Source organism: Mesobacillus sp. LC4 (genome assembly GCF_053543455.1).
Window position 1 is genome coordinate 309859 of the sequence record NZ_JBGCUB010000001.1, and the last position, 22818, is coordinate 332676.

Genomic DNA, 22818 nt, shown 5'->3' on the forward strand with positions numbered 1-22818 from the left:
CAAAATTGATTGAAACATTTCGGCGTTTCTAACGTACAGATATATACATTGTTTAAAAAAGGGGGGGCTGAGGTGAAGAACATCAAGGAAAGTACATATCGTATACCTTTGGTTATATGGGGGATCATGATCATCATCACTTCTGCAACGGCCCTTTCTGGCTGCACTCAGAAACTTGAAGGTTCATTACATAAAAGAGCGGACCATAGTGTGGATAGGATAAGAGAACTGCCGTCTCCTTCGTTTTTAGGAGAAGGAATTATTCCTATTGAGATTGGTGAGGAGGAGGAATTCTATAAATCAGCAGGGTGGCTGAGTGGTTCAGAAATCCTCTATGTTTCAAATAAAGGAGAACAAACTTCTTTGCTTTATTCCTACAACCTCGGGACAGGAAAGGGAGCATTGCTTTATAGAAGTGATGAGCCAATCATAACAGCGGTACCAAGTCCAGATAGGAAAAAGGTTCTCATCCATAGCTCTGCATCAGAAGAAGGCCTTCTGACGATCATCAATTTGTCAGGTGAAGAATTGTACTCTACAAGCATTCAATCATATGAAATAACATTTGAGTGGAATCCGTTCGATGAAAATTTGATTATGATATCTGCTTTTACAGAAGAATGGGACTTCAAAAGTTATTTGCTGGATTTGAGGAACAATAAGCTAGATGAGATTAAACTTCCAGAACCTTTTGTCAGGTGGATTTCTGAGGATGAACTTGTTTATCAGGAATGGGACGAAGAAGGGATGGAGCTAACAGCACCACTAAATTCCTTATCACTTAATGAAAGCAAGACGGAAACTTTGTTTGAGGGTATTTATCAGTTCGATTCTTTAGGGCCGTATTTAATGACTGTCAAAGTGGATGATGAAAAAAATCCAGGTTTGGGATTGTATTCATTTTTCAGGAGTGGGGACAGACAGGTGGCCAGTTTTACAGCACCTTTGCTAACCTCTTTTTCTGGATGGGTCGTTCCATTTTATGATTTAATGGAAAATGGGAAGGGTTTTATCTATCTGAAGGCAAACAGTATGGGAGATGCCGATCTATATGAGGGCGGATATAACTTGATGCGTTATCACTTAGAATCCCAAAAAGAAGAAGTGGTGCTTAGCGAGCTGGCTAACGAACCACTTTCCTGTTCACCTTCGGGAGAGATGTGCCTGTATGGATTCCAGCTCGAAAAAGTCTTGAATATTGAGACAAACGAGATGTTTGACCTCGTTTACTAATTGAATTTGCAAGGAGAGATTATGATGGCAATCGTCGATGTAACAGTTATACCAATCGGAACGGAAACACCGAGTGTGAGTTCTTATGTAGCAGATATCCAAAAGATACTTAAGCAATATGAGGAAAAAGGGGAAATTCAATATCAGCTTACGCCGATGAATACTTTGATTGAAGGTGAGCTGCCGGTTTTGTTTGAGGTGATCCAGGCGATTCATGAAGCACCCTTCAATGCAGGAATCCAGCGTGTGGCCACAAATATCAGGATTGATGACAGGCGTGATGTGAAAAGAAGGATGCAGGATAAGGTAGACAGAGTAAACGAATTGTTGAAAAAGCAGTAAATGAAAAAGGCCACCTGCTATAGGTGGTCTTTTCATGTGTCATAAAATTAGTGCGCTACTGGGAAGCCGTTGTTAAGGACCGTCATGACTGTGAACCAGCCAATAACCAAGAAAGTTCCTCCACCAAAGACGATTCCAAGAATGTTTTTGTTTTTAAGCGCTGAGAAAGTTGCATAACCGGCAAGCAGTGTGACTAAAGCCAAGATAATTGCCAATCCCATGATAAAAGCCCCCTTCATAATTAGGCAGACATAAGCCTGTTTGTTGAAAAAGTTGATTGAAATTAGGCGGCAGCCTGTTATGTAATGACAAGCATACACTCGTTTTATATTTTATATTTTTTTACACCATTTGTCGAGGTCTAAAAACTCAACTTTTACTTCATATGCCTTTACTATACCCAATATCAGGTCAGTATAATGGTTGATGGAAAAATAAATACTTTCCGAAGAGGTATACACGAGATGTTCCTCCAGCTGAATAAGAGCCATCTTAATCTGGGCATTACTGCCATCTATAATCCTGTAGGCTGAAAGATCATTAGTATATAAATAAGTATCAGTACCAGTGTGAAATCCATAATCATAAAAATCCGCTCCGGCAGATCCTTCCACTTTTATCAGTTGATGTGTATCTTCATGAAGGTCAGCTTCTGTCAGCAATGCTGAGGCTGCTTCCGCCATTTGTTGCTGTCCATAAATATAGATATTTCCATGAACAAGTTGCGGAGGGGCTTCTGACAGAAGTAACTGTTCAAATTCAGGCAGTTCCTTGATTATAGGGTCGGCCTCAATAGCAAAGAAAATTTGCATTTCATCGTCTCCTTAGTGTTTTATTGGAGAACACCTAACCATTATGAATGTGTGAATTTAGGTTAAACACCGTTTGTTCAGAAGATGGCTACAAGCTGTTTCAATCGCAACCCCTGAAAACTTGCCTGACAATAGTGTAAAATAAATATATTAATAATACCACTAGAAGCTGGAGGCTACTTTAATGAAATGGAAACAGATTCCCTTAGGTCCTTTACAAACAAATTGCTATATCGTATACGATGAAAACCAATCATGCCTGATTGTGGATCCAGGAGATAATCCGAAAAAGCTGGCAACAGTGATTGAACAGCTGGAATTAAAGCCGGAAGCAATTGTTCTGACACACGCTCATTTCGATCATATTGGTGCGGTGGATCGTATAAGGGATAAGTATGGTATCAAAGTTTATATCCATGAAAACGAGAAAGACTGGTTACCAGATCCTGCCCTGAATGGTTCCAGGCATTTCATGTTGAACGAGCCGATAAAAGCGCGGGCTGCTGACTACTTGATTAAAGATGAGGGTACCATGTCAATTGGGAGTTTTAAGTTCGAAGTGTATGAAACGCCAGGGCATTCTCCAGGAAGTATCTCAATGTATTTTCCAGAAGGAGAATTTGTACTGGCAGGTGATGCCCTTTTTAATGGAAGCATCGGAAGGACAGACTTGCCGGGTGGAAACCATAATCAATTAATCAGAAGCATTCATGATAAGCTTCTGGTACTTCCAGAACAAACAGAGGTGCTATCTGGACACGGACCGACGACTACGATTGGTTTTGAAATGGATTCCAATCCGTTTTTAAACGGATTTTAAAGATCGCAGCATGATGAAGAAGACTAGAAAAGCCCTTCTCAAAGAGAAGGGCTTTCCTGGGGGATGTTCTATTCATATCATGGGAGGGGATATAGTTAAGCTACTACTAAAACAATATAATATCGAAAACACTATGTCAATAGTGAAAACTTTTTTCAAGGAGTTAATATGAAAGAAATAATTAAACAGTATATTGAAGCCTCTCCAGAAAAAATGATCTCTTATGCTGAGTATATGGAGCTTGCACTTTATCATCCTGAGGCAGGCTATTACATAATGGAACGCAAGAAAATAGGCAAAGAAGGCGACTTTTATACATCCAGCAATGTAGCTGATGTGTTTGGCAAATTGATAGGAAAGTGGTATGCGAAAAATGCCAGAGCCCTTTGCTTGCCGCCGTCTGTTTGTGAAATAGGCGCTGGCAATGGGCGATTTGCCAGGGCATTCATTCAAGGCTGGAATGAGGTAAATGAGGAAACGCTTTGCTATTGGATTGTGGAAGCGAGTCCTTATCATCGAAAGCTTCAAACAGCAGAGTTGAATGGCTTGGAAAACGTGGACATCCTTTATGGAGATGCATTTGAAAACACTGGCATGAAGCAAGGTCTGGTTTTTTCTAATGAATTATTTGATGCTTTCCCGATCCATGTCATCGAAAAGTGTGAGAGTGTAGTCAACGAAGTTTTTGTAAGATATGAAAATGGACAACTTGAAGAAGTCATGATTCCGGTAGTGAACGAAAAAATGAAAGCTTTCATAAATGACCAGGGAATAGAATTGGCTGAAGGGCAAAGGATGGAGATACCTCTTTCGTATGAACCTTTCATTAAATCGATTTCAGAGAATATGACAAAGGGAATCATGTTGAGTGTAGATTACGGTTATACGAAAGAAGAATGGAAGCACCCAGCTCGCAGGCGCGGAAGCTTGAGAGGATATTACCAGCATCAGATGCATCATGATGTTTTGCAGCATCCAGGTGAAATGGATATTACAAGCCATGTGCATTTTGATGCACTTAAATTCATTGGTGAAAAATACGGCCTGAGCTTTCTGCAAAAAATGAGGCAGGATGAATTCCTGATGGCTGCGGGGATATTAGAAGAGCTTGCGGAGCACAACGATCCTAATCCTTTTTCTGAAGCAAGCAAGCGCAATCGTGCAATTCGGAGCCTGATCTTGCCAGGAGGGATCAGCCAGTCATTTCATGTTATCGTACAGGCTAAGGGAATGGGCGGCATGAAAAAACTATTTTAAAAAATAAAAAAAGCGATGGATCGCCATCGCTTTTTTTATTTGGGTTTAACAATCGATCAATGTCCAGTTCCACCTAATGGCATCATAAATGTTGACCAGTAAGTAAATCCAGCAAAGAAAATTGTTAAGTATGCGCCGAAGACGTATATGTACATACGCTCAGACAGTTTCAAGTAGCTTAATAACAAGAAAAATCCAGTTTGACCAAAGAAAATCAAGGACGTCGTATACATGTCACCCAAGAAAAACATGACAGCAAAGATTCCCGTCCAGAATCCTAAAACTCTGTACATACGATCCAAAGATATCCCTCCTTTACCCTACAAGTCCATCACTATCATATTATAAAGTAAAGTGGAGTGAAAAGTAAACAAGGATTGATTATTGTGCAATAACTGCTTGATATGAACAAGAGTCACAGCCCGTGAACATATTCTCTTTTTCGATCAATTCAATCTCACCAAAGAGGGATTCGAACATTCCGCGCAAAAATTCATAGTGCATATTGCAGACTGTTTCTGTATGATCCATTGCCACTTCCTTGAATGGACAGTTAAAGATCTGAAAGTAAATTTTAGTTTTTTCACTGTTAGGTTCGAATTCAGGATAAAACCCAGCTAGAGTTGCCGCATTTTTGATCGAATTCAACTTATGTTCAAACGTCATTTCAGCGGACATTTGCGGGTGGCGTGCTAGTTCCTGATCCATCAGTTCTTCACCAAAACGTTTACCTGTCATGTACAATGCCTTTTTTCCAGCTTCTCCAAGTGACATCATGGTGGTCATTGCGATTTTGGACAATAACTGATAATCACGGAAAGGGAAGTGCAGCTGGATCACTTCATCTGATAGACGGTAAAGTCTGCTTGGACGGCCGCCCTTGCCAGTCTTTTTCGTTTCGGATATCAGCATGTTGACATCTTCCAGTTTTGATAGATGCAATCTTGCTACATTTGGATGAATATCGAAATTATCGGCGATTTCCTGAACAGTTACATCCTTATGCCTTTTTGTGATGTATTGATAAATATAATAACGCGTTGGATCAGACAAAACACTTGTAATTTTTAATGTTTGCTCCACCTTAGTTCACCTCAGACCACTAATTTGCCTTCATTATAATACAGAGGAAAATAAGGTTTACACTGTTTACACTATATGTTTAGAAAATGTTCACAACTAAATGGCGAAATGATGACAAAATACTATACAAATGTTATACAAAAGTTATACAATGTGTATATAAGATAATTTTGTTCGCCAGGAGGTTAACTTAATGGAAGAGCTGACGTTTTATTCATATCCAAGTTGTACTTCATGCCGTAAAACAAAAAAGTGGCTGGTCTCTAACAGCGTGAAATTCAAGGAACGTCATATGTTCAAAGATACTCCATCGAAAAAAGAATTAATGGAAATTTTATCACTGACGACTGAAGGCTTGGATGAACTGCTTGCCACAAGAGGAGAAACCTATAAAAACCTAAATATGGACATGGAAGACCTGCCACTTTCAGAGGTAATTAAACTAGTCATTGAAGAACCGAAGCTGCTTAGACGCCCAATCTTGACAGATGGGAAAAAGCTTATAGTCGGTTTTAACCCTGATGCATTGAAAAAAATTGCTAAATAAAAAACGGAAGCGCTATGCTTCCGTTTTTTATAGGGACTGGGCTAGCTGGATTCGAACCAACGCATGACGGAGTCAAAGTCCGTTGCCTTACCGCTTGGCTATAGCCCAATAATATGACTTGTTGACGTTACGGTAGTTAGTATAAATAGAACTGTCACTATTTATACATATTTAAGATCGATTTTTTGCAGGAAGAGAAGGGGGTGTGGCGAATTCCTTTTCTATAACCCAAAAAGGTGGTGCATGATTATTGTCAAATCAATTGAACAGCTAGCGGACAACGTCCTGAAAGATGCTTTAAGAAGTGGCGCGTCGGATGTACATATTATCCCTCGCGAGAAAGACACACTGATTAAGTTCAGGCTAGGCAATCAGCTACTCCCCCGGTACACACTTGAACAGGTTGATTGTGAGCGCCTCATTTCCCACTTCAAATTCACAGCTTCAATGGATATTGGTGAAAAAAGACGTCCTCAAAGCGGTGCTTTCACGTATCAATTCCAAGAAATGAAAATCGGCTTAAGGATTTCCACGCTTCCAGCCTACCAGAGCGAAAGCATGGTCATACGACTCCTTCCCAAACAAAATCAATCTCCTTCTTTCCAAATTTCTTTATTTCCATCCACATCAAAAAAACTGATTTCCCTTTTAAAACACGCACATGGTTTAATCATTTTTACTGGACCGACCGGCAGTGGAAAGACGACTACCTTGTATTCCATGCTTTCCGAAACTTCGGATATAGTCAATCGTAATGTCATTACACTTGAGGATCCGATTGAAAAACCGAGTGATACAGTTCTCCAGGTCCAGGTCAATGAACGGGCTGGCATTTCATATTCTGCAGGCTTGAAGGCCATTCTCAGGCACGACCCGGATATTATCATGGTTGGGGAAATTCGGGATAAAGAGACCGCGGAAACGGCTATCAGGGCCTCGCTTACAGGTCATCTCGTACTGACGACGATGCATACAAGGGATGCCAGAGGAGCGATTTACAGGCTAATTGAATTCGGGATCAATTGGCTTGAAATTGAACAGACATTGATTGCAGTGACGGCACAGAGGCTCGTTGAATTGAAGTGTCCGTACTGTGAAGGGGGCTGTTCGCCATTTTGCTATTCATCGGGCAACGGAAAAAGAGGGAATGTCTTCGAAATCCTTACGGGGAAGGATTTATCTGCTGTACTGAAGGAAGCAAAGGGGGAGAGCCAAAGCTATCATTACAAGACACTCAAAGATGCGATCCGGAAAGGAATCGCTCTGGGGTTCATCAAGGAGTCCGAATACCAGAGGTGGGTTCTCAATGATGGAGAGTAAATGGCCTGTCGCTGAACAGGCCAGGTTTCTCAAACGGACAGGGGAATTGCTGTCGCGCGGTTATTCACTGGCTGAAGCGATTGAATCCATGACTTTTTATTTGGAAAAGAAGAGAAAAGCTGAGGTTAGGAAAAGCCTAGAAAAGCTGCGCGAAGGATTTCCTCTTTATTTGATTCTGGAAGAATTGAATTTTAAAAGGGATCTTGTCAGCTATGTTTATTTTGCTGAGCAGCATGGGGGCCTGGCCCGGACCCTTACTGAAGGCAGTGATATGGTCATTAAGCGAGACGCAGATTACCAGAGATTAAAAAGGCTTGCAGCTTATCCATTACTGCTTTTGATGCTTACATTCAGCCTATTCTTTTTCGTCAACAGAATCTTGCTTCCGAAATTCAACTCACTCTTTTTAGACATGAACCTTGCTCCGAACATCTTTATGAAAACCATCGGGGCAACCGCCTCATTTCTCCCAAACTTGCTCTATATTCTTCTCAGCCTCCTCACATTGCTTGTTTTATACTACTTCTCGAGCTTTAAAAACATCCATCCAATGAAACAAAAAATGATGCTTGTCAGGCTGCCGATTGCCGGAAAATTTGTCAGGCTTCTTTACTCACACTATTTCTCTGTCCAGTTAAGCTATTTGTTTTCTGGCGGACTTTCCGTGCTTGCGGCATTGAAGGTGTTTGAGCAAAACGTGCATGAACCATTCGCAAGGGAAATAGGGAAGGATATGATTTCAAAACTGGCTGCCGGCCAGGATTTTGACAAAGCAGTTGGAGAGTATCTGTTTTTTGAGGCAGAGCTGCCAAGGATTATCAAACATGGGCAGGAGAACGGGAAGCTTGACCAGGAACTTTATTTTTATAGCAGGCATTGCCTGAAAGAACTTGAAGAAAAATCGGAAAAAGCGATGAAGACAGTGCAGCCGATTTTGTATAGCTTCATCGGCTTGCTCGTCGTTTCATTGTACCTCGCCATATTGCTGCCAATGTTCCAGATGATGAAAGGTATTTAAGCATTTATTGATGCGGAAAAAAAGGAGAATGCATGATGAAAAACCAAAAAGGTTTCACTTTGATAGAAATGATGATTGTTTTGCTCGTGATTTCTGTTCTGCTAATTATTACAGTCCCGAATATCGCTACACATAGTTCAAATATCAATTCAAAGGGCTGCGAGGGTTATATAAAAATGGTAGAGGCTCAAGTGCAAGCATATAAGATCGACAACAATAGCATTCCTACCTTTGATCAGCTTAAAACGGACAAATACCTGAAAAACACCGGTTCCCAATGTCCAGACGGTAAAACTGAACTTGTGATTAATTCTGATGGTTCGGTGCTGAAGAAAGAAGAGAGCACTGTCACCGGACCATGAATCACTCTGGCGGGTTTACTATGGTTGAAATGCTGATCGTGCTATCAGCCTTCTTGATGCTCTCCCTTATATCTGCGTTCCTGTTTTCACCCCAGAAGGACTTGCTCGAAAAGGAGATGTTCTTTTCTCAATTAAAGTCCGACCTTCTCTACGGCCAGCAATACGCAATTTCCCATCAAGAGACCATTACCGTTCATATCATGCCGGAAAATAATTACTACTATATCCGCGGAATGGATTATACTGCGCCATACCTGGCCAAAAGACACTACTCACCCGACATCATCGTGGAAAAAGGAACGATGAATTTGATGTTCCAATATAAGCCGGATGGGAATATCGATAGCTTTGGGTCTATTTACATCATTGCAGGTTCGAAAAAATATAAGATGATGTTTCAGATTGGAAAGGGCAGATTTTATGTTTTGGAAGAATGATGGTTTTTTTCTGAGTGAGATGCTGTTGTCGCTTGCCGCTTTTTTCATGGGTACTGCCATCTTGCTGCCGATTGCCATACAAATTGTCAATCAGACAATAGAGTCCGAAAAGAGTGTTACAGCCAGCCATTTAATATATGACGAACTGATGTATTTGAAAATTGAAGGAACATATTCGGGTAGAGAATATATCATTCAGAATGGCGACCGCTATGATATCAAGGTCACTAGTAATGAGGGAGATACCTCGTGGGAGGTTTGCGTTCTATATGTTGATTACGCTAATCAGCAGCAAAAAAAATGTGTGCCTTCAGAGTGAACGAGGCTTTACGATGGCTGAGATGCTTTTATCTGTCCTTCTATTTTTGTTGATTGCCTCGATGCTGCCTTTAGGGATGAAAATCATCCTTGATCATCGAGTTACAGAGAGTATGGAGAGGAAAATGGAGTGGGAGATCTTCAGCAGCCAGGTGAAAAGAGAAATCCGCTCAGCACAGCAAATGACTGTCCAGCCAGACAAATTGCTGATGAAGGTGGATGAGCAGGTCATTCTTTATGAAAAATATGCTAACAGTATGCGCAGGAGGGTGAACTATCAGGGGCATGAAATTTTGATACAAAACATTTCAAGCTTCAGTTTTAGCAAAATAGCTGATGGCGTAGAGATAAAAGCTAGGGATATAGAAGGAACCTATTATTCGGTCAGGGTTCAACGATTTTACCAAGCAGGGGGTGTGGAACCATAAATCAAAAAGGTTTTGTTTATCCACTGACGATGATTTTTTTGCTGTTGATGTCATTTTCTTTGCTGATATTGACAGATAATTATGTCGCTGGCAAAAAATTCGCGAAGGAAACAGAAGCGATCCGGCTGCAGGAATACTATATGCTATGCTCGGTCAAACAGACGGAGAACATGAGGAGCGAAGGCTCTTTACCTGCTTCAGGTACATTGGAGTATAAGTTAGGATATGTTAGCTTTCAAAAGCAGGATGTTTCAAGCAGCGTGGAAGAGGTCATTTTTAATCTTAAACTTGAAGGCGGGGAGAAAGCTCTGGGTATCGCGCAATATGACAAGAATACTGGGGCAATGATAAGATGGAGAGAAAAGAAATGATAGGTGATAAAGAGATATGGAAGCAATCTATCTGATTGGGTTCATGGGATCGGGGAAAACTACTGTTTCACAGGAATTGGCCAAAAAATTGGAAGTGGATGTTTACGACACAGATTTGGAAATTGTCAAAAAGGCCGGAATGACAATCAATGAAATCTTCACTATTAAAAGCGAAGAGGAATTTCGTGGTCTGGAGTCAGAGGTCTTATATTCAATGCCGAATGCAGATGCCGTTGTCGCCACCGGGGGTGGAATTATTGGGTCGGAAAAGAACAGGGGATTTTTAAAAGGAAAAAAGAATGTTGTTTTCCTCCATGCAGATTTCAGCGCTATTATGGGCAGGCTCAAGGGTGACGACACCAGGCCTTTATTAAGCAAAAATAATATGGAAGCTGCGGAAAGACTGTACAGTAGCAGGCTTCCTTTATATAAAGAAACGGCAAATATTGAGATTGATACTTCCGAGAAAACAGTTTCTAGGATTGTCGATGAAATCATCCAGCGTATGAAAAACTAACTCCTGGTTATACTTGATAACGTACGGAGGATGGTGTAACTATGAAAACCAATGATTATGTGAAATATCTTACCCAGACTGTTGTAAAATATATTGACCAACCGAAAGAAGAACGCCAGAAGATGAAGCAGGCAAAAAAAGAAGCAGAAGCTACCTTTATGTTCAGGTGGTTTGGCATCCTGCCATTTATGCTGATGTCGAGCATCAAAAAGAAAAAGAACTAACTGGAAAACCCGGCTTAAACTATAGCCGGGTTTGTTTTTTAGGGACTTGTCATCATAAAGCACGATCTGTTAAATAAAACAATCCCCCATTGACAATTTCGATATTGATTTTGGGTTCATATTGCTCCTGTAATGCAGCTTTTTCCGTGTTATAGCTGTCAGACGCTTCTTCTTCATTTTCATAGAAGTGATGAAGCAGTTCCAGATCCTTCTGCCAGCGTTTTCTTGCCTCTTCCGCCCACGTATGATCCTCTTGCTCGACCCCGGCATTCAGAAATGACTGGATTCTGTTCACGCCGCTTTTTGGCTTGATTAGTGGAGAGAGTGTATAGGCGTAGTCCGGTATTTTTGAACTAAGCGGCAGCTTCAGTAATTTGTCATGAAAGTCTTCTACCATCCTGCCATTGATCAGCTGCAGTCCGATTGAATGGAAAACATCACGCTTTCTGTCACACTGATAGGATATTTTCATATTCAGACCAATCCAGGGGATAAGTGGTGTCTGGACTGGAAATTGGTTATTTTGGTATAAACGGATATAACCGGCCAGGTTTCTGGTCGATGCAAAAATTTGATGAAGCCGCGGTGATCCAAAGTGGATGACCTCACCTTTCATATCGTCCGGCGCCTGCTGTTTATTGGTTATGAAGGTCAGCTTCATTGGGTTGGGGACGCCGCCAGTCTTCTCAAGATAATGCCAGTAAAATGGTCTGTACATCAACTCCTTGTCAAGATCCACCGTCAGCTGCACTGTCATATAACCCTTGTTATTTTCAACCAATTCACAGTTATTCGCGGTAAAGTATCTTTCGAGAAAATTATGGATTTCCTGTTGCTGCACGCTGATTTCCCTCCTTCATTTCCTCTGCGAACTGAATCATCGATGTCAGGTTCTCCATCTTGATCCGAATTTCACCATCAGAAGCCGACTTTCCAAAAATATCGGTAAGATGATCTTCTATATTGCCAAACTCCAATTTGGTCAGGATGTCATCCAGTTCTCCGATGACTTTCTCAAACAAGTTGATCTTTTCGTATAGCAGTTTCAGTACATGTTCTTCGACTGTATCTTTTGTCGCGAAATTGTAAATTTTTACATCCTTCTCCTGCCCAAGGCGGTGAATCCTTCCGATCCTCTGCTCAAGTCTCATCGGATTCCACGGAAGGTCGAAGTTGATGATATGGCTGCAGAATTGCAGGTTGATTCCTTCACCGCCAGCTTCCGTTGCGATCAGGACTTGGACATTCTTCTGGAAGAGCTCTCTCATCCAATCCTTCTTGCCGCGTTTGAATCCTCCTCGGAAGGGCACTGATGTGATGCCATTTTGCTTAAGGAACCATTGAAGGTACAGTTGGGTGGCCCTGTACTCGGTAAAAATAATGACCTTGTCATCAATCTGCTGGATTAATTCCAGCGCTTTTTCAGCCTTGGAATTCTTTGTTACGGCCTCTACACGTTTGATCAGCTGTGCGATGGTGTTTTGGAAGCCGACCGATGGATTCTCCTGTCTTTGAAGCATGTTCCTGAGTGTGTAGAAAACTGCTTCCCTGCTGCTGCATGCTTCCCGCTGAAGCGTCATTAATGAGAATTGGCTTGAGTTTAGTCCGCTTTCAGAACCTCTTAATGATTGAATCGAATCGTAAAGTGCCCGTTCTTGTTCCGAGAACTGTATAGGGATGGTTTCGACATGGCGCTTGGTCCATTCGATTCCAGTATCAGCCCGCCTGTTGCGAATCATCACTTTATTGACCAGTTCCCTGAGGTGTTCGTCATCATTTACTGACCTGGCGTCCTTTTTATATTTATCAAAAAATGCCGTTTCACTGCCTAAATGTCCAGGTTTTAAAAGAGAAACGAGATTGAAAATTTCTTCAATCCGGTTTTGTATTGGCGTGGCAGTCAGAAGCAGGCAAAACCTTTTCTTGAGATTTTGGACAAATTCATAGTTTTTTGTTTTATTATTTTTAAGCTTATGAGCTTCATCAATAATGATAAGGTCATAATTTAAATTATTGATGATATCTCGGTGCGGCACACGTTTAGCTGTGTCGATTGAAGATACGACAACATCACACTGCTCCCATACGTAACTTTTCTTTTGGGCTATTGCAGGAATATGGAACTTGGTATTCAGCTCCATGGCCCATTGCGAAACAAGGGAAGCAGGAACAAGAATCAATACTTTTTTGACAAGCCCCCTGATCATGTATTCTTTCAAAATCAATCCAGCCTCTATCGTTTTTCCAAGACCGACCTCATCGGCAAGTATGGCTTTTCCGTTCATGTTTTCAACGACCTGTTTCGCTACCTCCAGCTGATGCGGAAGGGGAGTGAGTTCCGGTAGATGCGATGGTGCCTGAAGTCCCTCGAATTCCGGGATGATGGTATGTTTTTCTATCTCCACGGCCAGTTTGTATAGCTCCCAATTTCCCCAGGGCCCGTCATTTTCAATTCTCCCAGCCATTTCGTCCTGCCAGGAAGAATCAAAGTTAATTTCCAGAGTCATTTTATCCACCTCTTTTTAAGTATAAATATATTGCCGAAATTAGCTCTCTAATGGTAGGATGAAGTTAGCTTTTGAATGTTTTGAAATTTGTCATTTTATAGTCTTAAATAGTCAGTTTGCAGACATGTGTAATAACGTCTAGCATGCCCAATTGTGAAAATAATATAAATGCGGATGACAACAAGGGGAGAGACTACTTTAGTAGCGCCGAAGGAGCAAGCAGACTTTGTGAATCTCTCAGGCAAAAGAACTCTTGTTTGACGCATCTCTGGAGAGCGCTTTTTTAGTGGGAGCCACCAAAGGGGAAAGCCTTTACAGGTAAACTTTCAGGTGAAAGGACAGAGACCTTCTCAGAATCAGAGGGGGTGCTCTGTCCTTTTTTATGGCTCCAATGGCAATTGCCTCAACTAAAAACGTTCACAAACTGATTTTTTAGCTATAGGACGAAGGGGGATACATAATGACTGAATTAAAACGGACACCGCTATTTAATGTGTATAAGGAATACGGTGGAAAGACGGTTGATTTCGGAGGCTGGGAACTTCCTGTCCAGTTTTCGAGCATCAAGGAAGAGCACGAAGCAGTTAGGACAAAAGCTGGTCTATTCGATGTTTCTCATATGGGAGAGATCGAGGTAAAAGGCCCCGATAGTCTGGATTATTTACAAAAGTTGATGACGAATGATGTTTCAAAACTCAAAAACGGCGGAGCCCAATACACAGCGATGTGTTATGAGACAGGTGGCACTGTTGATGATTTATTGGTTTATAAACTTGAAGATGAGCATTATCTGCTTGTAGTCAATGCATCCAATATAGAAAAAGATTTCGATTGGATGAATGATCACCTTGAAGGGAATGTTCAAATCGAGAATTTGTCCGAAGGCATGGCGCAGCTTGCGTTACAAGGCCCGCTTGGTGAAGGAGTCCTGCAAAAGCTTGCAAAGGATCATGACCTAAGCACAATCGGTTTCTTCAAGTTCAGTGAGGAAGTAGACCTGAACGGCAAGAAAGCGCTTGTTTCACGAACTGGATATACAGGAGAAGATGGATTTGAAATCTATTGCGATGCCGGGGATGCTGTAAGCCTCTGGAAGGAAATCCTTGAAGCAGGAAAAGAAGAGGGAGTCATCCCATGCGGCCTTGGTGCCAGGGATACATTACGCTTTGAAGCCAATCTGGCACTATACGGCCAAGAGCTTTCATCAGAAATCAGCCCGCTTGAAGCTGGGATTGGTTTCGCAGTTAAGCTGAATAAAGAAGCTGATTTTATTGGAAAAGAAGCGCTTAAGCAGCAAAAAGAAAATGGACTTCCTAGAAAGCTTGTCGGCATTGAAATGATCGACCGCGGGATTCCTCGCCATGGGTATCCAGTTTACAAAGGGGATACTCAGATTGGCGAAGTCACTACAGGCACGCAATCCCCGACGCTCAAGAAGAACATTGGGCTTGCACTGATTGATACAAGAGAAACTGAGTTAGGCAATGAAGTGGAAGTTGAAATCCGCGGCAAGCGTTTAAAAGCTGCTGTTTCTGCTACACCTTTTTATAAAAGAGATAAAAAGTAAAAGCCGGAGAGGGGAAAAAGTTATGAAGCATCGCTATTTACCGCTGACTGAAAGTGATAAAAACGCAATGTTGGAAAGCATTGGCGTTTCATCGATCGATGAATTGTTCAGCGATATTCCTGAAAAAGTCCGTTTTGCCGGAGAATACAACATCAAGCCAGCCAAGTCAGAAACAGCACTGATGAAAGAGCTGGCACAGATGGCTGCGAAAAATGCCGATTTGAAAATGAATTCTTCATTTATTGGCGCAGGTGTCTACGACCACTACATTCCAGTGATTGTTGACCATGTCCTTTCACGTTCTGAGTTTTACACTGCGTATACGCCATACCAGCCGGAAATCTCTCAGGGTGAGCTTCAGGCGATCTTTGAATTCCAGACGATGATCTGTGAATTGACTGGCATGGAAGTTGCGAACTCCTCTATGTATGACGGCGGCACAGCATTGGCTGAAGCTGCAATGCTTAGCGCGGGCCATACGAAAAGAAAGAAAGTATTGATTTCTAGTGCTGTCCATCCTGAATATAAGGACGTAGTCAGGAGTTATGCTAAGGGCCAGTACATTGATGTTGTCGAAGTACCGCATAATGATGGCGTCACTGACCTTGAAGCACTGAAGGATATGGCAAGTGAAGAAGTAGCAGCTGTCATCGTCCAGTATCCAAACTTCTTTGGCGGCATCGAATCAATGAAGGAAATCGAAGCCATCGTTCATGAAAATAAATCATTATTCGTCGTATCCAGCAATCCTCTTGCATTAGGTGCATTGACGCCTCCTGGTAAGTTCGGTGCTGATATCGTTGCCGGAGATGCACAGCCATTCGGAATTCCGACAGCATTCGGAGGTCCTCACTGCGGATACTTCGCTGTTTCTGGAAAGCTCATGAGAAAGGTTCCGGGCAGACTAGTCGGACAGACGAAGGATGATCAGGGACGCCGTGGATTCGTATTGACACTTCAGGCGAGGGAACAGCATATCCGCCGTGATAAAGCGACCTCCAATATTTGTTCGAACCAGGCCTTGAATGCGCTAGCTGCCTCAGTGGCGATGACTGCTCTAGGTAAAAAAGGTGTTCGTGAAATGGCTGTTGCCAATATCCAAAAGGCACATTATGCGAAAAAAGCTTTTAAAGAAAATGGCTTTGAAATCGCATTCGAAGGCCCGATCTTCAACGAGTTCGTCGTCAAGCTGAATAAACCAGTAAAAGAAGTGAACCAAAAGCTGCTTGAAAAGGGCATTATCGGCGGTTATGACCTTGGACGTGATGATTCCAATCTCGACAACCATATGCTTGTTGCGGTAACAGAGTTAAGAACAAAAGAAGAAATCGATATGTTTGTAAAGGAAATGGGGGATATCAATGCATAAGGAAGATCAGCCACTCATTTTTGAATTAAGCACACCAGGCCGTGTCGGCTACAGCCTTCCGGAAATGGATGTTCCGGAAACAGATTTATCAGAGCTTTTGCCAGAAGGTTTCCTTCGTGAAGAAGAGCCAGAACTTCCTGAAGCTTCCGAGCTTGATATCATGCGCCATTACACTGCATTATCCAAGCGTAACCACGGTGTAGACTCCGGATTCTATCCGCTTGGTTCTTGTACAATGAAATACAATCCTAAGATGAATGAAAATGTGGCACGCTTCAACGGTTTTGCGCATTTGCATCCATTGCAGGATGAAAGCTCTGTCCAGGGTGCTCTTGAATTAATGTACGACCTGCAGGAACATCTGATTGAAATCACTGGTATGGACGAGGTGACTCTTCAACCGGCTGCAGGTGCTCACGGTGAATGGACGGGCTTGATGATGATCCGTGCCTATCATGAAGCGAACGGCGATCAGAACCGTACAAAAGTAATCGTTCCTGACTCTGCGCACGGAACGAATCCAGCTTCAGCAACAGTAGCTGGTTTTGAAACAATCACGGTTAAATCAGATGAAAACGGTCTGGTTGATTTAGAAGACCTTAAGAAGGTTGTGGGTGAAGATACAGCTGCATTGATGCTGACAAACCCGAACACACTTGGTCTATTTGAAGAAAATATCCTTGAGATGGCAGAGATTGTCCACGGCGCAGGCGGAAAGCTTTATTATGATGGAGCGAACCTGAATGCCGTTATGTCAAAGGCGCGCCCTGGCGACATGGGCTTCGATGTTGTTCACTTGAACCTACACAAGACATTCACAGGCCCTCATGGCGGCGGCGGACCAGGTTCAGGCCCAGTCGGTGTAAAAGCAGACTTGATTCCATTCCTTCCTAAGCCAATCGTGACGAAGCAGGATGGCGTTTATAAATTCGATTACGATCGTCCGCAGTCGATTGGAAGGGTTAAGCCTTTCTACGGAAACTTCGGCATCAATGTCCGTGCATACACGTATATCCGCACAATGGGTCCAGATGGCTTGAAAGCCGTTACGGAGTATGCCGTACTGAACGCGAACTATATGATGAGAAGACTTGCAGAGTACTATGATCTGCCATTCAACAGACACTGCAAACACGAATTCGTCCTCAGCGGCAAGCGCCAGAAGAAACTTGGCGTCCGCACATTGGATATTGCAAAACGCTTGCTAGATTTCGGCTATCATCCGCCAACCATCTACTTCCCATTGAATGTAGAAGAAGCGATCATGATCGAGCCAACAGAAACAGAATCCAAGGAAACTCTTGATGCCTTCATCGACGCAATGATCCAGATTGCAAAAGAAGCAGAAGAGAATCCGGAAATCGTCCAGGAAGCCCCACACTCTACAGTAATAGGCCGTCTGGATGAAACAACAGCTGCAAGGAAACCGGTATTGCGTTACCAGAAAGCTGAATAGAATGATGTGAGTCCTGCCAGTTTTGTTATTGGCAGGACTTTTTTTGATTCTGTTGTGGTGGCGTATCTAAGGCGACTTCGGACAGGTTTGGAGGAAATCAGAGGAAAGCTGTCCGAACTCGAAGCAACTTCAGACAGGTTTGAAGGAAATTAGAAGAAAGCTGTCTGAATCTGGAGTAACTTCAGACAGGTTTGAAGGAAAACAGAGGAAAGCTGTCCGAATCTGGAGCAACTTCAGACAGGTTTGGAGGAAATCAGAGGAAAGCTGTCTGAATCTGGAGTAACTTCAGACAGGTTTGAAGGAAAACAGAGGAAAGCTGTCTGAATCTGGAGTAACTTCAGACAGGTTTGAAGGAAAACAGAGGAAAGCTGTCCGAACTCGAAGCAACTTCAGACAGGTTTGGAACAAGTCAGAGGAAAGCTGTCTGAACTCGAAGCAACTTCAGACAGGTTTGAAGGAAATCTGAGAAAAGCTGTCTGAATCTGGAGTAACTTCAGACAGGTTTGAAGGAAAACAGAGGAAAGCTGTCCGAACTCGAAGCAACTTCAGAAAGGTTTGGAACAAGTCAGAGGAAAGCTGTCTGAACTCGAAGCAACTTCAGACAGGTTTGAAGGAAATCTGAGAAAAGCTGTCCGAACTCGAAGCAGCTTCAGACAGGTTTGGAAGAAAACAGAGGAAAGCTGTCTGAACTTGAGGTACCTAAACATTTTTATTAGAAGAAGCTAAACCGATAAGAGTAAAAAAGCTAACCCCCCAGCATTCCTGCTGAGGGGTAATTTTATGGGAAGATTTCTTATTTAGCTTTGACTTTGCCGCCCCATTTTTTGAAGCCGCCTTGTAGATGATTCAGATCCTTGTAGCCTTTTCTGTAAAGCAGCTGTGCAGCACGTCCGCTGCGGGAACCGCTCTGGCAGTAAAGGTAAACAGGCTTGTCCGGCCTTATTTCCTTCAGGCGAGCTTTAAGTTGGGTAAGCGGAATATTTCTTGCGCCTAGAATGTGTCCACCTGCGAATTCATTCGGTTCACGGACATCAATCAATTGCGCCTTACGATAACCGGCTTTGAATTCTTCCTCTGTCAGGGTATTGAGAATTTTTTTCTGGCGGAAATACATAAACACAGAGTATAGAATTACCGCAACTGTCAGGACGATTAAAAAGATAAGTGTATCCAAAACATATTTCTCCTTTCAAGCTTAGCTGAGCCACTTATAATTATATAAGCCTTCATGGCAGAGAGCAAAGGAAATTCGTAAATTTCTTTAAATCATCTTGCTTTGCTTTTGAAATTTATTTTGTTAGACTAAAAAAATCTTAGCTTAAAACTTTTTTAAATGGGGTTACTTAGTATGAATAAAGAGGTATGGGGATTTATTGATTCAGGTGACTGTTCACCTTCTTTTAACATGGCGCTTGATGAGGCCTTGCTTGAATGGCATGGTGCCGGAAAAATTCCTCCGGTGGTCCGTTTTTATGGATGGAACCCGGCGACACTTTCAGTTGGCTATTTCCAAAAGATTGAAAGAGAAATTGACATGGATGCTGTGAAGCAGCACGGTCTTGGTTTTGTAAGGCGACCTACTGGTGGCAGGGGCGTTCTGCATGAACATGAACTTACATATAGCGTGATCGTAACTGAGGAGCACCCAGAAATGCCAAAGACAGTAACAGAAGCATATAGGGTGATTTCAGAAGGGATTTTACAAGGATTCCAGAAGTTAGGTCTGGAAGCTTATTTTGCTGTACCAAAAACCTCTGCTGATAAAGAAGCGTTGAAAAACCCACGGTCTGCAGTTTGTTTTGATGCTCCAAGCTGGTATGAGCTTGTAGTTGAGGGCCGTAAAGTGGCAGGCAGTGCCCAGACCCGGCAAAAAGGGGTTATCCTCCAGCATGGTTCCATTTTGCTTGATTTGGATGAGGATAAGCTATTCAGTCTGTTCAAGTATCCGAATGACAGGGTCAAGGAAAGGATGCAGCGAGCCTTCAAGACTAAAGCTGTAGCAATCAATGAAATCAGCAGCCGCAAGATCGACCTTGAAGAAGCAAAAAAAGCATTCAAAGAAGGTTTTGAAGATGGCTTGGGCATTACTTTGGAGCCATATACTTTAAGTGACGAAGAACTGGATTATGTAAATGCACTGGCTAAAAATAAGTATGAATCTGATGAGTGGAATTTTAAGCGATAAAAATATTTTAAAAGCGGATTTCCCGCTTTTTTTGTTTTTATCCAGTATTTTCTAGGCTCTGAGGATTTATAAAAAGTGCAACCCTCGAAATTTGTTGTTTTTTATCATTTACTGAAGAAATTCTACTTTTCTCTCTGAATACCTCGATTTTTTAATAGTTTTCATGTTTGACAAATTCTATAACATCTGACCTAAACACCATATATAGTGTTGTCGAAAATAAAATATATACTATATATTGATTTTTGATGTTTCGATATGATAACGTAAGGGTAATTCAAAAATGCAGCTAGAATTACATACTTCTAGTAAGACATTAGAGAAAAGATATAACCGTAGAAGGAGTTGTAGAAATGTCTGTAACTATTGGACAAAAAATGAGCCTGGATGTAGAAAGCCTGAACAAGGATATCAAGCTGTTCCCGCAGGTTCACCCGATTACCTCTGACATGAAACTTACCCACAAAGGCGTCTCCCGATTAGTCATGCTGGACCGCTATACTTTTAAAGACACTGAAAAAATTACTCTATCAAATGGTGATTTCGTCGTTCTCACCATCAAAGAGGACCCAAAGTTTCCAGCCCGTGGACTTGGATTCATACTAGATATTGATTGGGAGAACAAAACAGGTAAAGTGCTTGTAGACGAAGAATTCCGCGGGGTGCTTGATGATCCTGAAGAAGCTTCGACCGGTGTGATCAAACGTTCACTGGACGTCATTGAAAAGCCGCTCGAAGTATTTTACGAGCAAATTGCGAAACGGAATGCGACAGGGCTTGCAGCAGTTGAAAAAACAGAGGAAAAGCGCCAGGAATGGTTTGAGAAGTTCTATCAGGAACTAGTATCGATGAATTTCATCCCGGCAGGCCGCGTCCTTTATGGAGCAGGTGCAGAAACAGATGTTACCTACTTTAACTGCTACGTTATGCCGTTTGTAAAAGATTCCCGTGAAGGCATCTCCGAGCACCGCAAGCAGGTCATGGAAATCATGAGCCGCGGCGGCGGAGTAGGAACGAATGGATCGACGCTAAGACCGCGCAACACACTTGCCAAGGGCGTAAATGGAAAATCATCCGGATCAGTCTCATGGCTTGATGACATTGCCAAGCTGACGCATCTTGTAGAGCAAGGTGGATCCCGTTAAAACCATGGCGGGATTAAAATCTCGTGAATTGCTGGAACACCCTTAGAGCCATATTAACTACAACGTGACTGGTAACGGTGAGCGTGAATGTTGAAAAATAATATGGATTGGGCAATCAGCAGCGAAGCATCTTTGGAAACAAAGATGAACGTTCAACGACTATTGAAATCACCTAAGGATTACCAGATAATCATAAACATTATGAAAGAAGGTAGCTATTATGGAATCTATGGTGAAAGTAAACCTTGAGAGTCGGCGACGACCTTATGGGGCACGAGACAAGGAAGAATTGATAAGTGCGATTACTGATTATCACGATAAAGGTTACAGCCAAGTCGAAATTGCAAAAAAACTTAATTTAAGCCGTGGAACAATTTTGAGATGGAACAAAGAGTTGAGTTTTTTAACACCAAGATTACCTGGGGATGCGGGGAAGCTGAAAAATAAAATTCACCATTATGATGAAAATTATTTTTCGGATATTAGGACGCCTAATCAAGCTTATCTTGTTGGATACATTTTGGGCGATGGTACTCTAATTGATCGAAAGAAATCTAAACGATTAGTATTAAGCTTAGCTGAAGTAGATAAACAATTGATTTTTGATATTGCTAAGGAACTAAACATGGTTAATCAAGTTAAGTTCCGGAAGTCGACCACATTAAGAGAACAAAATAAGTTTACATTACCAATAAGTTCTACCAAGATTTGTAACGACTTAATAAATCTTGGTATAACACCTAGGAAAACAGGTAATGAAAAATGGATAGACTTCAACAATAGCAATCTTCAATGGGCTTTTCTAAGAGGTTTCTTTGATGCTGATGGACATATAAGAGTTTATCGTCGAAATGGATTTCTTAAAGTGAGAATAGGCTTTACTGGATCCATCTTTATGATGGAGTCGATCTTGGGTTATATGAAATCTCATAATATTGGCTTAAAAGTTAATGCAATTTGTGCTAAACAGGGTTGTAATGATTTGTACTTTTCGAGTATTGGTGATGCGAAAAAGATTTATGGTTACCTTTATCAAAATGGAGATTTAAAACTTAATCGCAAATTTCATAAATTTTCTTCTTTGATGATATAGTCTGATCTCGCATGAAAGTGTGAGAGCCTGGCAGAAATGACCAGGCCCGTTCAAGTGAACGAGTAACAAAAAGCGTGGAGCACAGATGATAATGTTAGCGGATTGAAAGATGCACTAGTCCGCGTCGTTTAGAAAATGAACGACTAGAAAATCGGGTGAATTGCAGGGAACTCCTTAGAGGCAGGCAAGCCACAACGTGACTGGAAACGGTGAGCGTGAGGGCCTAAAAATTGCTTGCATTGGACAATCTGCAGCCAAGCGTCATTGGGCAAAGGTGATGGCGAAGGTTCAACGACTAGAGAGTGAGTCCCAACAATAAACTCTCATAAGCGCCCGACCCCTAACAGACCATGCTGAGGGTGATGATATAGTCTAGTCCGGCTGCAGAGCAGCGAAATATTCCGAAA

General features: G+C 42.0%; 26 protein-coding genes, 1 tRNA gene, 1 pseudogene and 1 riboswitch. Of the genes and pseudogenes, 20 read left to right on the forward strand and 8 right to left on the reverse strand.

All coding sequences use genetic code 11. The features are described 5' to 3' along the window. Positions 1 to 72 precede the first annotated feature (72 nt). Both AB5I83_RS01505 and AB5I83_RS01510 read left to right on the forward strand, forming a co-directional pair. Positions 73 to 1233, forward strand: coding sequence for a YqgU-like beta propeller domain-containing protein (locus tag AB5I83_RS01505; RefSeq protein ID WP_448972315.1), 1161 nt, complete (start codon positions 73 to 75; stop codon positions 1231 to 1233). 24 nt (positions 1234 to 1257) lie between these two features. Further along, positions 1258 to 1575 carry an MTH1187 family thiamine-binding protein gene (locus AB5I83_RS01510; protein WP_448973858.1) on the forward strand — a complete coding sequence of 106 codons (318 nt, stop codon included), beginning with the start codon at positions 1258 to 1260 and terminating at the stop codon, positions 1573 to 1575. A gap of 47 nt (positions 1576 to 1622) precedes the next feature. Here the strand turns inward: AB5I83_RS01510 and AB5I83_RS01515 are convergent, their stop codons facing one another. Together AB5I83_RS01515 and AB5I83_RS01520 are read right to left on the reverse strand one after the other, a co-directional pair. After that, a complete protein-coding gene (locus AB5I83_RS01515; protein WP_448972317.1) occupies positions 1623 to 1796 on the reverse strand; it encodes a DUF2759 domain-containing protein in 174 nt (57 codons plus the stop codon). Positions 1797 to 1907: 111 nt separating this feature from the next. Then, entirely contained in the window at positions 1908 to 2387 is a 480-nt protein-coding gene (locus tag AB5I83_RS01520) for a hypothetical protein (protein ID WP_448972319.1), read from the reverse strand. A gap of 184 nt (positions 2388 to 2571) precedes the next feature. Between AB5I83_RS01520 and AB5I83_RS01525 the strand changes: the two genes are divergently transcribed. Continuing rightward, positions 2572 to 3207, forward strand: a complete 636-nt coding sequence (locus AB5I83_RS01525) for an MBL fold metallo-hydrolase (RefSeq protein WP_448972320.1) — start codon at positions 2572 to 2574, stop codon at positions 3205 to 3207. A 168-nt stretch (positions 3208 to 3375) separates the two neighbouring features. Beyond that, positions 3376 to 4464, forward strand: coding sequence for a class I SAM-dependent methyltransferase (locus AB5I83_RS01530; RefSeq protein WP_448972322.1), 1089 nt, complete (start codon positions 3376 to 3378; stop codon positions 4462 to 4464). A gap of 56 nt (positions 4465 to 4520) precedes the next feature. Here the strand turns inward: AB5I83_RS01530 and AB5I83_RS01535 are convergent, their stop codons facing one another. Both AB5I83_RS01535 and AB5I83_RS01540 read right to left on the reverse strand, forming a co-directional pair. Then, complete coding sequence (locus AB5I83_RS01535; RefSeq protein ID WP_023627332.1) at positions 4521 to 4766, reverse strand: DUF2626 domain-containing protein; 246 nt, start codon at positions 4764 to 4766, stop codon at positions 4521 to 4523. Between the two features lie 79 nt (positions 4767 to 4845). Then, positions 4846 to 5547 (reverse strand): helix-turn-helix transcriptional regulator, encoded by a 702-nt coding sequence (locus AB5I83_RS01540; protein ID WP_448972324.1) that lies wholly within the window; start codon positions 5545 to 5547, stop codon positions 4846 to 4848. A 193-nt stretch (positions 5548 to 5740) separates the two neighbouring features. On the opposite strand from AB5I83_RS01540, the gene AB5I83_RS01545 reads away from it, so the two are divergent. Further along, complete coding sequence (locus AB5I83_RS01545; RefSeq protein ID WP_226085337.1) at positions 5741 to 6094, forward strand: Spx/MgsR family RNA polymerase-binding regulatory protein; 354 nt, start codon at positions 5741 to 5743, stop codon at positions 6092 to 6094. Positions 6095 to 6130: 36 nt separating this feature from the next. On the opposite strand, the gene AB5I83_RS01550 is transcribed toward AB5I83_RS01545, so the two are convergent. Next, a tRNA-Gln gene (locus tag AB5I83_RS01550) sits at positions 6131 to 6202 on the reverse strand. A gap of 135 nt (positions 6203 to 6337) precedes the next feature. Between AB5I83_RS01550 and comGA the strand changes: the two genes are divergently transcribed. From comGA to AB5I83_RS01595, 9 genes are read left to right on the forward strand one after another with little or no spacing between them, the layout of a single operon-like run. Beyond that, the gene (comGA, locus tag AB5I83_RS01555) at positions 6338 to 7414 is read left to right on the forward strand and encodes a competence type IV pilus ATPase ComGA (protein ID WP_448972326.1); all 1077 of its coding nucleotides are present in this window, start codon (positions 6338 to 6340) and stop codon (positions 7412 to 7414) included. Beyond that, on the forward strand, positions 7401 to 8432 hold the full coding sequence (comGB, locus tag AB5I83_RS01560) for a competence type IV pilus assembly protein ComGB (RefSeq protein ID WP_448972328.1): 1032 nt from the start codon (positions 7401 to 7403) through the stop codon (positions 8430 to 8432). Before comGA ends, comGB begins: the two co-directional genes overlap by 14 nt. 35 nt (positions 8433 to 8467) lie before the next feature. Next, positions 8468 to 8794, forward strand: coding sequence for a competence type IV pilus major pilin ComGC (comGC, locus tag AB5I83_RS01565; RefSeq protein WP_448973860.1), 327 nt, complete (start codon positions 8468 to 8470; stop codon positions 8792 to 8794). Next, a complete protein-coding gene (comGD, locus tag AB5I83_RS01570) occupies positions 8791 to 9231 on the forward strand; it encodes a competence type IV pilus minor pilin ComGD (protein ID WP_448972330.1) in 441 nt (146 codons plus the stop codon). The genes comGC and comGD overlap by 4 nt, the downstream gene beginning before the upstream one ends. After that, positions 9215 to 9550 carry a hypothetical protein gene (locus AB5I83_RS01575; RefSeq protein WP_448972332.1) on the forward strand — a complete coding sequence of 112 codons (336 nt, stop codon included), beginning with the start codon at positions 9215 to 9217 and terminating at the stop codon, positions 9548 to 9550. The genes comGD and AB5I83_RS01575 overlap by 17 nt, the downstream gene beginning before the upstream one ends. Continuing rightward, positions 9501 to 9977 (forward strand): competence type IV pilus minor pilin ComGF, encoded by a 477-nt coding sequence (comGF, locus tag AB5I83_RS01580; RefSeq protein WP_448972333.1) that lies wholly within the window; start codon positions 9501 to 9503, stop codon positions 9975 to 9977. The genes AB5I83_RS01575 and comGF overlap by 50 nt, the downstream gene beginning before the upstream one ends. Positions 9978 to 10036: 59 nt before the next feature. Further along, positions 10037 to 10348: a competence type IV pilus minor pilin ComGG gene (comGG, locus tag AB5I83_RS01585; RefSeq protein WP_448972335.1), complete on the forward strand. Its 312-nt coding sequence runs from the start codon at positions 10037 to 10039 to the stop codon at positions 10346 to 10348. Positions 10349 to 10364: 16 nt separating this feature from the next. After that, a complete protein-coding gene (locus AB5I83_RS01590) occupies positions 10365 to 10865 on the forward strand; it encodes a shikimate kinase (RefSeq protein ID WP_448972337.1) in 501 nt (166 codons plus the stop codon). Positions 10866 to 10906: 41 nt separating this feature from the next. Beyond that, entirely contained in the window at positions 10907 to 11089 is a 183-nt protein-coding gene (locus AB5I83_RS01595) for a YqzE family protein (RefSeq protein WP_167831536.1), read from the forward strand. A 52-nt stretch (positions 11090 to 11141) separates the two neighbouring features. On the opposite strand, the gene AB5I83_RS01600 is transcribed toward AB5I83_RS01595, so the two are convergent. Together AB5I83_RS01600 and AB5I83_RS01605 are read right to left on the reverse strand one after the other, a co-directional pair. Further along, positions 11142 to 11930, reverse strand: a complete 789-nt coding sequence (locus tag AB5I83_RS01600) for a YqhG family protein (protein WP_448972339.1) — start codon at positions 11928 to 11930, stop codon at positions 11142 to 11144. Next, a complete protein-coding gene (locus tag AB5I83_RS01605; protein ID WP_448972341.1) occupies positions 11908 to 13596 on the reverse strand; it encodes a DEAD/DEAH box helicase in 1689 nt (562 codons plus the stop codon). The genes AB5I83_RS01600 and AB5I83_RS01605 overlap by 23 nt, the downstream gene beginning before the upstream one ends. Positions 13597 to 13770: 174 nt before the next feature. Then, positions 13771 to 13859, forward strand: a riboswitch (glycine riboswitch). Positions 13860 to 14056: 197 nt separating this feature from the next. Between AB5I83_RS01605 and gcvT the strand changes: the two genes are divergently transcribed. The 3 genes from gcvT to gcvPB are packed head-to-tail and all read left to right on the forward strand — an operon-like array spanning position 14057 to position 17988. Then, complete coding sequence (gene gcvT, locus AB5I83_RS01610) at positions 14057 to 15163, forward strand: glycine cleavage system aminomethyltransferase GcvT (RefSeq protein ID WP_448972343.1); 1107 nt, start codon at positions 14057 to 14059, stop codon at positions 15161 to 15163. 22 nt (positions 15164 to 15185) lie between these two features. Then, positions 15186 to 16532 carry an aminomethyl-transferring glycine dehydrogenase subunit GcvPA gene (gene gcvPA, locus AB5I83_RS01615; protein WP_448972345.1) on the forward strand — a complete coding sequence of 449 codons (1347 nt, stop codon included), beginning with the start codon at positions 15186 to 15188 and terminating at the stop codon, positions 16530 to 16532. Continuing rightward, complete coding sequence (gene gcvPB, locus AB5I83_RS01620) at positions 16525 to 17988, forward strand: aminomethyl-transferring glycine dehydrogenase subunit GcvPB (protein ID WP_167831531.1); 1464 nt, start codon at positions 16525 to 16527, stop codon at positions 17986 to 17988. Before gcvPA ends, gcvPB begins: the two co-directional genes overlap by 8 nt. 793 nt (positions 17989 to 18781) lie before the next feature. Here the strand turns inward: gcvPB and AB5I83_RS01625 are convergent. Beyond that, a complete protein-coding gene (locus tag AB5I83_RS01625) occupies positions 18782 to 19102 on the reverse strand; it encodes a rhodanese-like domain-containing protein (protein ID WP_167831691.1) in 321 nt (106 codons plus the stop codon). Positions 19103 to 19336: 234 nt separating this feature from the next. Here AB5I83_RS01625 and AB5I83_RS01630 point away from each other — a divergent pair, with 234 nt between their 5' ends. The 3 genes and pseudogenes from AB5I83_RS01630 (at position 19337) to AB5I83_RS01640 (ending at position 22411) form a co-directional block, all read left to right on the forward strand. Further along, positions 19337 to 20173 (forward strand): lipoate--protein ligase family protein, encoded by an 837-nt coding sequence (locus AB5I83_RS01630; protein WP_448972347.1) that lies wholly within the window; start codon positions 19337 to 19339, stop codon positions 20171 to 20173. A gap of 353 nt (positions 20174 to 20526) precedes the next feature. Further along, positions 20527 to 21315, forward strand: a pseudogene (locus AB5I83_RS01635) (ribonucleotide reductase N-terminal alpha domain-containing protein); the annotation flags it as partial. A 223-nt stretch (positions 21316 to 21538) separates the two neighbouring features. Further along, a complete protein-coding gene (locus AB5I83_RS01640) occupies positions 21539 to 22411 on the forward strand; it encodes an LAGLIDADG family homing endonuclease (protein ID WP_448972349.1) in 873 nt (290 codons plus the stop codon). The last annotated feature ends 407 nt before the right edge of the window (positions 22412 to 22818 follow it).

What these genes read in the sequence shown, in the direction of transcription:
- AB5I83_RS01510 (WP_448973858.1), top strand. Translation starts at nt 1,258, where the DNA reads ATGGCAATCGTCGATGTAACAGTTATACCAATCGGAACGGAAACACCG.
- AB5I83_RS01515 (WP_448972317.1), bottom strand. Translation starts at nt 1,796, where the DNA reads ATGGGATTGGCAATTATCTTGGCTTTAGTCACACTGCTTGCCGGTTAT.
- AB5I83_RS01520 (WP_448972319.1), bottom strand. Translation starts at nt 2,387, where the DNA reads ATGCAAATTTTCTTTGCTATTGAGGCCGACCCTATAATCAAGGAACTG.
- AB5I83_RS01525 (WP_448972320.1), top strand. Translation starts at nt 2,572, where the DNA reads ATGAAATGGAAACAGATTCCCTTAGGTCCTTTACAAACAAATTGCTAT.
- AB5I83_RS01530 (WP_448972322.1), top strand. Translation starts at nt 3,376, where the DNA reads ATGAAAGAAATAATTAAACAGTATATTGAAGCCTCTCCAGAAAAAATG.
- AB5I83_RS01545 (WP_226085337.1), top strand. Translation starts at nt 5,741, where the DNA reads ATGGAAGAGCTGACGTTTTATTCATATCCAAGTTGTACTTCATGCCGT.
- comGA (WP_448972326.1), top strand. Translation starts at nt 6,338, where the DNA reads ATGATTATTGTCAAATCAATTGAACAGCTAGCGGACAACGTCCTGAAA.
- comGB (WP_448972328.1), top strand. Translation starts at nt 7,401, where the DNA reads ATGATGGAGAGTAAATGGCCTGTCGCTGAACAGGCCAGGTTTCTCAAA.
- comGC (WP_448973860.1), top strand. Translation starts at nt 8,468, where the DNA reads ATGAAAAACCAAAAAGGTTTCACTTTGATAGAAATGATGATTGTTTTG.
- comGD (WP_448972330.1), top strand. Translation starts at nt 8,791, where the DNA reads ATGAATCACTCTGGCGGGTTTACTATGGTTGAAATGCTGATCGTGCTA.
- AB5I83_RS01575 (WP_448972332.1), top strand. Translation starts at nt 9,215, where the DNA reads ATGTTTTGGAAGAATGATGGTTTTTTTCTGAGTGAGATGCTGTTGTCG.
- comGF (WP_448972333.1), top strand. Translation starts at nt 9,501, where the DNA reads ATGTTGATTACGCTAATCAGCAGCAAAAAAAATGTGTGCCTTCAGAGT.
- AB5I83_RS01590 (WP_448972337.1), top strand. Translation starts at nt 10,365, where the DNA reads ATGGAAGCAATCTATCTGATTGGGTTCATGGGATCGGGGAAAACTACT.
- AB5I83_RS01595 (WP_167831536.1), top strand. Translation starts at nt 10,907, where the DNA reads ATGAAAACCAATGATTATGTGAAATATCTTACCCAGACTGTTGTAAAA.
- AB5I83_RS01605 (WP_448972341.1), bottom strand. Translation starts at nt 13,596, where the DNA reads ATGACTCTGGAAATTAACTTTGATTCTTCCTGGCAGGACGAAATGGCT.
- gcvT (WP_448972343.1), top strand. Translation starts at nt 14,057, where the DNA reads ATGACTGAATTAAAACGGACACCGCTATTTAATGTGTATAAGGAATAC.
- gcvPA (WP_448972345.1), top strand. Translation starts at nt 15,186, where the DNA reads ATGAAGCATCGCTATTTACCGCTGACTGAAAGTGATAAAAACGCAATG.
- gcvPB (WP_167831531.1), top strand. Translation starts at nt 16,525, where the DNA reads ATGCATAAGGAAGATCAGCCACTCATTTTTGAATTAAGCACACCAGGC.
- AB5I83_RS01625 (WP_167831691.1), bottom strand. Translation starts at nt 19,102, where the DNA reads ATGTATTTCCGCCAGAAAAAAATTCTCAATACCCTGACAGAGGAAGAA.
- AB5I83_RS01630 (WP_448972347.1), top strand. Translation starts at nt 19,337, where the DNA reads ATGAATAAAGAGGTATGGGGATTTATTGATTCAGGTGACTGTTCACCT.
- AB5I83_RS01640 (WP_448972349.1), top strand. Translation starts at nt 21,539, where the DNA reads ATGGAATCTATGGTGAAAGTAAACCTTGAGAGTCGGCGACGACCTTAT.